This window comes from Corallococcus praedator (genome assembly GCF_003612125.1).
Classification (GTDB): Bacteria; Myxococcota; Myxococcia; order Myxococcales; family Myxococcaceae; genus Corallococcus; species Corallococcus praedator.
The window spans coordinates 1-6,241 of the sequence record NZ_RAWI01000484.1 but is presented as its reverse complement, the minus strand read 5'-3'; the positions used below and the strand labels follow the sequence as shown (position 1 = coordinate 6,241).

General features: G+C 71.8%; 6 protein-coding genes. 3 read left to right on the top strand and 3 right to left on the bottom strand.

Going from position 1 to position 6,241, the window contains the following annotated elements:
- On the bottom strand, positions 1-241 hold a 241-nt coding region (locus tag D7Y13_RS36780), incomplete at its 3' end, for an alcohol dehydrogenase catalytic domain-containing protein (RefSeq protein ID WP_158626186.1).
- Positions 242-324: 83 nt separating this feature from the next.
- Here D7Y13_RS36780 and D7Y13_RS46060 point away from each other — a divergent pair.
- From D7Y13_RS46060 to D7Y13_RS36770, 3 genes are all read left to right on the top strand, one after another.
- Positions 325-483, top strand: coding sequence for a hypothetical protein (locus D7Y13_RS46060; protein ID WP_158620247.1), 159 nt, complete (start codon positions 325-327; stop codon positions 481-483).
- Positions 484-695: 212 nt separating this feature from the next.
- A complete protein-coding gene (locus D7Y13_RS36775) occupies positions 696-1,238 on the top strand; it encodes an HNH endonuclease (protein WP_120531213.1) in 543 nt (180 codons plus the stop codon).
- A 78-nt stretch (positions 1,239-1,316) separates the two neighbouring features.
- A complete protein-coding gene (locus D7Y13_RS36770) occupies positions 1,317-4,139 on the top strand; it encodes an AAA family ATPase (RefSeq protein WP_120531214.1) in 2,823 nt (940 codons plus the stop codon).
- A 78-nt stretch (positions 4,140-4,217) separates the two neighbouring features.
- Here D7Y13_RS36770 and D7Y13_RS36765 read toward each other — a convergent pair whose 3' ends face one another.
- Together D7Y13_RS36765 and D7Y13_RS36760 are read right to left on the bottom strand one after the other, a co-directional pair.
- Entirely contained in the window at positions 4,218-5,018 is an 801-nt protein-coding gene (locus D7Y13_RS36765; RefSeq protein WP_120531215.1) for a hypothetical protein, read from the bottom strand.
- Between the two features lie 122 nt (positions 5,019-5,140).
- Positions 5,141-6,241, bottom strand: a 1,101-nt coding sequence (locus tag D7Y13_RS36760; RefSeq protein WP_120630955.1) for a transglycosylase SLT domain-containing protein, incomplete at its 5' end; no start/stop codon positions are given.

Below are 6,241 nucleotides of genomic sequence, written 5' to 3'. Positions count from 1 at the left end.
CCCACTTCGCGTCCACGCCCGACCCCACCGCGCTCACCACGCCCGCGGCCTCACTGCCCAGGATGCGCGGCAGCGGGGCCTGGGCGTCGTACAGGCCCCGGCGACGCTCGGTGTCCGCGAAGTTCACGCCCGCGGCGTGTACTCGCAGCAGGACCTCGCCCGGCCCGGGCGTGGGTGCGGGCACGTCCTCCCAACGGAGGACCTCGGGCCCTCCCACCTGGTGGTAGCGGATGGCTTTCATGCTCGGAGTCCTAACGGCCGCTCCGACGCTTGTCAGGAATGGATTTTCGCTTCCGTCCTTCGGAAACGAAAGGAGCGGTCCCCATGCGCACGGCGACGAAGCAGGCCCCGATGAACCCCAAGCACCTGAATCCTTCCGGTCACGGCATCGAAGCGTCCTCGCGTCCCAGCCCGGGCACCGCTCCCTTCACGTGCCGCTGGCGCGACTTCGCGTCCTATCGCCTCGCCTCGCCCGGCACCTGAAGGTCTCCCCGCCCCGTCCCTGACGCGGTCTGGAAGCCTCCTGGAGGCCGGGCTCCCTTACGGGAACCCGGCCTCTTCTTGCATTTGGGCGCCCTGCTTCACCGTCCCCAGTTCCACTTGTAGGTCGCGCACGGGGTGCAGCCTGGATTCCAATCCCGGGCGAGCAGGGTTCGACTCCCTGGCGGCCTGTCCTGCCCGAAAGGCCCCGTGTCATGGAAACGCTGGTGTTGAGCCAGTCCTATGAGCCCGTCGCACGCATCCCCTGGCAACGCGCCATCCACCTGCTCTTCCAGGGCAAGGTGGAGGTGGTGGAGGAGTACGAGGACCGCGTCGTGCGCTCCGTGACGGTGGAGTTGCGCATGCCGTCCGTCATCCGCTTCGTGCGCGCCCTGTGGAAGGGTCCGCGCGGCATCCGCTTCAGCCGCGAGAACGTCTACCAGCGCGACCACTGCCGCTGCCAGTACTGCGGCCGCAAGGTCACGCGTCCGGAGGCCACGTACGACCACGTGGTGCCGCGCGCGCAAGGGGGCCACACGAGCTGGGAGAACATCGTCATCGCCTGCGTGCCCTGCAACCAGCGCAAGGGCAACCGCACCCCGGCCCAGGCGCGCCTGACGCTGCTCGCCGTGCCCGTGAAGCCCAAGAAGATGCCCAACGCCGTGCACCTGTCGTTCCTCGTCGAACAGGGCGTGCCGATGTCCTGGCGCAAGTTCCTGAGGGACGTCGCCTACTGGCACACGGAGCTGGAAACCTGAGTCCCGGGGGTGCCGGGACTTCGCTTCCGTGCGGCACCGGTTAGAGTGCCGCACGTCGAGGGGGCGTTCCGGACCACCATGGCCACGAGGAAGAGCGAAGACCAGGAGCGGCTCATCGACCGCGACCTCACCGCGATGGCACGCGAGGGGAAGCTGCCGGCGGCGCACGGCGTGGACAGCGCCGTGACGGAGGTGCTGGGCCTGCTGACGCGTGGAGGCAAGCACCCGCTGCTGGCGGGCGAGCCCGGCGTGGGCAAGAGCGCGCTCGTGCAGGAAGTGGCCCGCCGCATCGCGGAAGGCCGCGTGGACGGGGACCTGGCGCAGGCGCGGCTCGTGGAGGTGTCCGTCGCCAACATCCTGGCGCGCAGCACCCAGCGCCAGGCCGCGGAGAGCTTCGAGGAGCTGCTCACGCACCTGGGCCGGCACCCCTGCCCCATCGTCTACATCCGCGACCTGCCCGTGGCCCTGGGCGGCCCCCTGGCCCCGGTGGCCGTGCGCGCGCTGCGCACCGGTGGGCTGCGCTTCATCTTCGAGACCGAACCCAAGCGCGTGCAGGAGCTGCTGCGCGCGGACGAGGCCCTGGCCGAGCGGCTCCACCTGCTGCCGCTCCTTGAACCGCCGCTGGAGAAGGCCCGCTGGATTGTCGGCCGCGTGGCGGAGGAGCTGGAGCGCGACCTGCGGCTGCCCATCGACCCGGCCGCGTGCGACCTGGTGCTGCGCCTGTCCGCGAAGTTCCTGCTGGCGCAGCAGATGCCGCGCAAGGCCATCGAGCTGCTCAAGGAGACGGCGGCGGAGGCCGCGGGCATGGCGCGCGACCACGTGGGGCCGGAGGACGTGCTCACGCGCTTCTGCGCCGCCACGCGCCTGCCCCGCTTCGTCGTGGACGACGCGATGCCGCTGGACCTGGAGGAGACGGAGCGCTTCTTCGGGGAGCGGCTGCTCGGCCAGACGGACGCGGTGGGCGCGGTGCTGCGGTCGGTGGCGCTGCTCAAGGCGGGCCTCAACGACCCGCGCCGTCCGCTGGGCGTGTTCCTCTTCGCCGGGCCCACGGGCGTGGGAAAGACGCAGCTGGCGAAGCTGCTGGCCGAGTACCTCTTCGGCTCCGCGGACAGGCTGGTGCGCCTGAACATGGCGGACTACCCGAACGACGGCGATGAGAGCGTGCCCTTCGGCGCGTCGTGGGCGCCCGCGCTGGAGACGCGGCGCGGAGAGCTGTCCGCGCTGCTCGACGGCAAGGTGTTCACCGTGCTGCTGCTGGACGAGTTCGAGAAGGCGGCGCGCAGCGTGCACGACCGCTTCCTTCAGCTCTTCGACGAGGGCACCTTCGTCAACGGCGCGGGCGAAGCGGTGTCGTGCAACAACACGCTCATCGTGGCCACGTCCAACGTGGGCTCGGAGGTGTACCGCGAGGCGGGCCTGGGCTTCGCCGCGCACAAGCGCGCCGAGGAACAGGTGTCGGAGGTGGACCGCCGCATCGCGGAGGCCTTCCGTCCGGAGTTCCTCAACCGCTTCGACGCCATCTGCCACTTCCGTCCGCTCTCGCGCGTGGACATCCGCAAGATCGCCCAGCGCGAGGTGGGCCGCGTGTTGGAGCGAGAGGGCATCCGCGCGCGCGCGCTGGACGTGGAAGTGACACCGGAGGTGGTGGACCGGCTGGTGGAGCGCGGCTATTCGCCGCAGTTCGGCGCGCGCTACCTGCAGCGGGAAATCGAGAAGACGCTCACCGCGGCGCTGGCGGTGGAGATTGCCCGCAGGCCGCTGCCGCCGGGCACGCCCGTGCGCGTGGAGGCCCGTCCCGGAGGCCGCGTGGTGGCGGTGGCCGAGCCCGTCCCGCCGCCCCGGGAAGTGACGGCGCAGCTGCTGCTGCCCTCCGCGAAGGCGGCGGCGGTGAAGCGCCGGTTGGATCGCAAGTCGCTGCTCATCGAAATGGACCGGCTGGTGGGCCGTGCCCGCGCGCTGGCCACGTCCGCGGGGCGACCGGAGCTGGAGGAGCGCCGCGCCGCGCTGCTGGCGGAGACACAGGCGCCCAACCTCTGGGACGACCCGCTGCACGCGGCGGACGTCATCCGCGCCTTCCGCACGGTGGAGGCGCAGATTGGCGAGCTGGAGCGCCTGGAGGCCGCGTGCCTCTTCGGGCGCCGGCTGGTGCGCGAGGCGAAGAACGAGGTGCAACTGGCGTCCGCCGCCCGGCAGGTGGAGGACGTGGCGCGCGAGGTCCAGATGGCGGAGGCCCTGCGGGCCGCGGGGGCCACGCCGCTGGACAACGAGGCGCTGGTGGACATCTGCGCCAGCGACGCGTCGGAGCAGCAGGACGCGTGGGTGCAGGAGCTGGCCACCATGTACCTGGGCTGGGCGCAGCGGCGCGGTTACGAGGCCACGGCCGTGGCGGAGGCGGAGACACCCGCGCGCGTGGTGGTGCGCATCGCGGGGCCGGGAGCGTACGGGTTCCTCGCGGGCGAGACGGGGCTGCACCGCCGCCTGGAGGAAGAGAAGCGCCAGCGCGCGTACGTGCGTGTGCACCGGGGCGGGCCGCTGGAGGAAGTGGAGCGGGCGCTGCTGGTGCTGGAGGGCCGTCCGGTGAAGAGCCGCGAGGGCGAATACCTCCAGCGCGTGCGCAACGAGGTCACCGCGAAGGACGAGGCGACGGGGCGCATGCTGACGCTCATCGGGGCCGGGGAGATGGACGAGCTCAAGGGCATCGCGGCGCGCGTCGTCGCGGGCCAGGGCGCCAGCACCGACGAGGCCCGCCGCTACTTCCTGGGCCGGGGCGCTCGCGTGGAGGATCCGCGCACCGGCGCCGGCACGCCGCGCGTGAAGGACGTGATGCGCGGTGAGCTGGACGTCTTCATCGCCGCGTGGATTTCGCGTCCACCGCCGGATTCGACGCCCCCGCATGCGTGAAGGCTCCGGGCGGGAAGTGCCATGCGTTGGCGCATGGCCTCCACGCCCCTTGGGGAACCCCGCGCCGCGAGCGCGGCCTCAGGGCAGATAGCCCCGAGCAACGCCCTGCCGCATCGCCTCCGCGAGCACGTCCAGGCCCTGCGCGGTGTTGATGCGTGAATGGGACGTGGCGCCACTCACGATCTGCACCGCCCCGCCCAGGACGAACGGCAGGGGCCGGCGCCCCAGCCGCAACAGCCGCTCGTCGTAGAAGGCCGCGGGGGCGCGCTCGCGCAACAGGCGCGACAGGGCGACCATGTTCGCCGTGCGCGACGGCTGCATCGCGGGCCCCAGACACGAGAAATCCAACCCGAGCTCCGGAAGCACCGCGCCGCGCCCGTCGCGGTCGAAGACGAAGACCACCTGCGACGTCTCCTCCTGCGAGCCGCGCACGCTCGTCTCCGTCGTCTTCGTCATCTTCAGGCCACCGGTGATGATGGCCGCGCCCAGCGCCACCTGCGTCTTCTTCTCCGTGTGCTCGCTCTGCGTGCGCATGGAGCTGGCCCCTCGGAGGATGACCGTCACGTCCTCCCAGGCCATCGTGAGCGGCGCACCGGAGCGGGGCGTGAACGTTCCCTGCGCGGAGCCGAACGTCACGGTCCGGGCCGTCACCCGCTCCACGGTCTCCGCCTCGTCGATGGCGAGCGCCGCGAGCCCCGCGTCCTGCAGCGTCTTCACCAGCGCATCCGCCGCTTCAGGCGCGAGCCGCGCGAGCAGGGCCGGCGGCTCCGGGGCCAGCCGCATGCGGGCCTCCGCTGGCGCCATGCCCGAGGCCGCCGCGAGCACCTGGGCTGCTTCGGGGACTTCTCCAGCCGGACGAACGAGCGCGACGATCTTCATTGGCGTTTCCCCACCCCTGCGTTGGCTGGCTGGCAGTGGGCGCATCCTGGCGCGAAAGCAGCCCACGCGCATCCCAACGCGGGCGCCCCGGGCACATTCCCCAGGGCGTCCCTTGCGGAACGTCAGTCGAGCAGGTGTGGATTGCGCAGCAGCAACACCGCGGCCTGCACGGTGCTGGTGTAGCCGTTGAGCTTGCCCGTGCGCGTCAGCTCGCTCACATCCCGCACCTTGGTCTCCGCGAGGACCCGGTCCACCACGCCCTCACCCTGGTTGTAGGCCGCGAGCGCGAGCCGCCAGTCGCCGCCGTAGCGCGCATGCAGCGCCTGGAAGAGGGCAGCGGCGGCCTCCGTCTCGCGAGCCACGTCCAGCCGTTCGTCCCGCCCGGCCTCCACCTTGAGGCCATAACGGCGCGCCGTCTCCGGAATGAACATCCAGACGCCCGCGCCCCTTTGACCCGGCGCCAGCGACGGCTCGCCTGACGTCTCCGGCAGGTTGCTCACCGCCGACTCCACCATCGCCACCGCGAGCAACCCCTCCGGAAGGGACTTCGAGCGCAGCGTGCCCGCCAGCGCCTCGCGGTGCACCGCGAGATTCGCCAACGCCTTGCGCATGAAGTCGCGCCCCTTCGGCGTGGTGACAAACCGGTTGAGCTGCTCCACCACGGCCGCGTCCACCACCACCGGCAGGTCGCCCTCCGGCTGCGCCGCCGCGAGGGCCCGGGCCTCCGCGAGTGACACCACGCGGCCACGCGCCGCCCCCTGCGCCCACAACGCCAGCGGCGTCATCACCAACGACAAGGACAACACCAGGCCCAGGGCACGAACGGAACTGCGGGGACGGGGCTCGAACAACATGTGGATCCTCCTGACGGTGGGGTGGGACATGCCGGTGACTCCGGCGGGAAGGGGACTGGAGCCCGGGACGCGCAGCGACGCCTGGAGCAGGCACCGCGCATACGCCTCCGCGGGCACCCGGGGTCCGGTGACGAGCGCTTCGTCGCAGGCGAACTCCTGACAGTCCGCCAGCCACCGGCTGAACGCCCGCGCGAAGGGATTCCAGAAGAAGGCACTGTCAAAACCCAGCCGCGCATACGCGAACACCGTGTCGCGCTGCCGGTGGTGTTGCAGCTCATGCCGCACCGTGAGCCGGAACGCCTCCGCGTCCTCAAGCAGAACGGCGGGCACCACGACCCAGGCACCGCGGCCCGGGAACCACACCGAGTA

Excerpts from the sequence above, each read along its gene's own strand:
- D7Y13_RS46060 (WP_158620247.1), top strand. The coding sequence starts at position 325 with ATGCGCACGGCGACGAAGCAGGCCCCGATGAACCCCAAGCACCTGAAT.
- D7Y13_RS36775 (WP_120531213.1), top strand. The coding sequence starts at position 696 with ATGGAAACGCTGGTGTTGAGCCAGTCCTATGAGCCCGTCGCACGCATC.
- D7Y13_RS36770 (WP_120531214.1), top strand. The coding sequence starts at position 1,317 with ATGGCCACGAGGAAGAGCGAAGACCAGGAGCGGCTCATCGACCGCGAC.
- D7Y13_RS36765 (WP_120531215.1), bottom strand. The coding sequence starts at position 5,018 with ATGAAGATCGTCGCGCTCGTTCGTCCGGCTGGAGAAGTCCCCGAAGCA.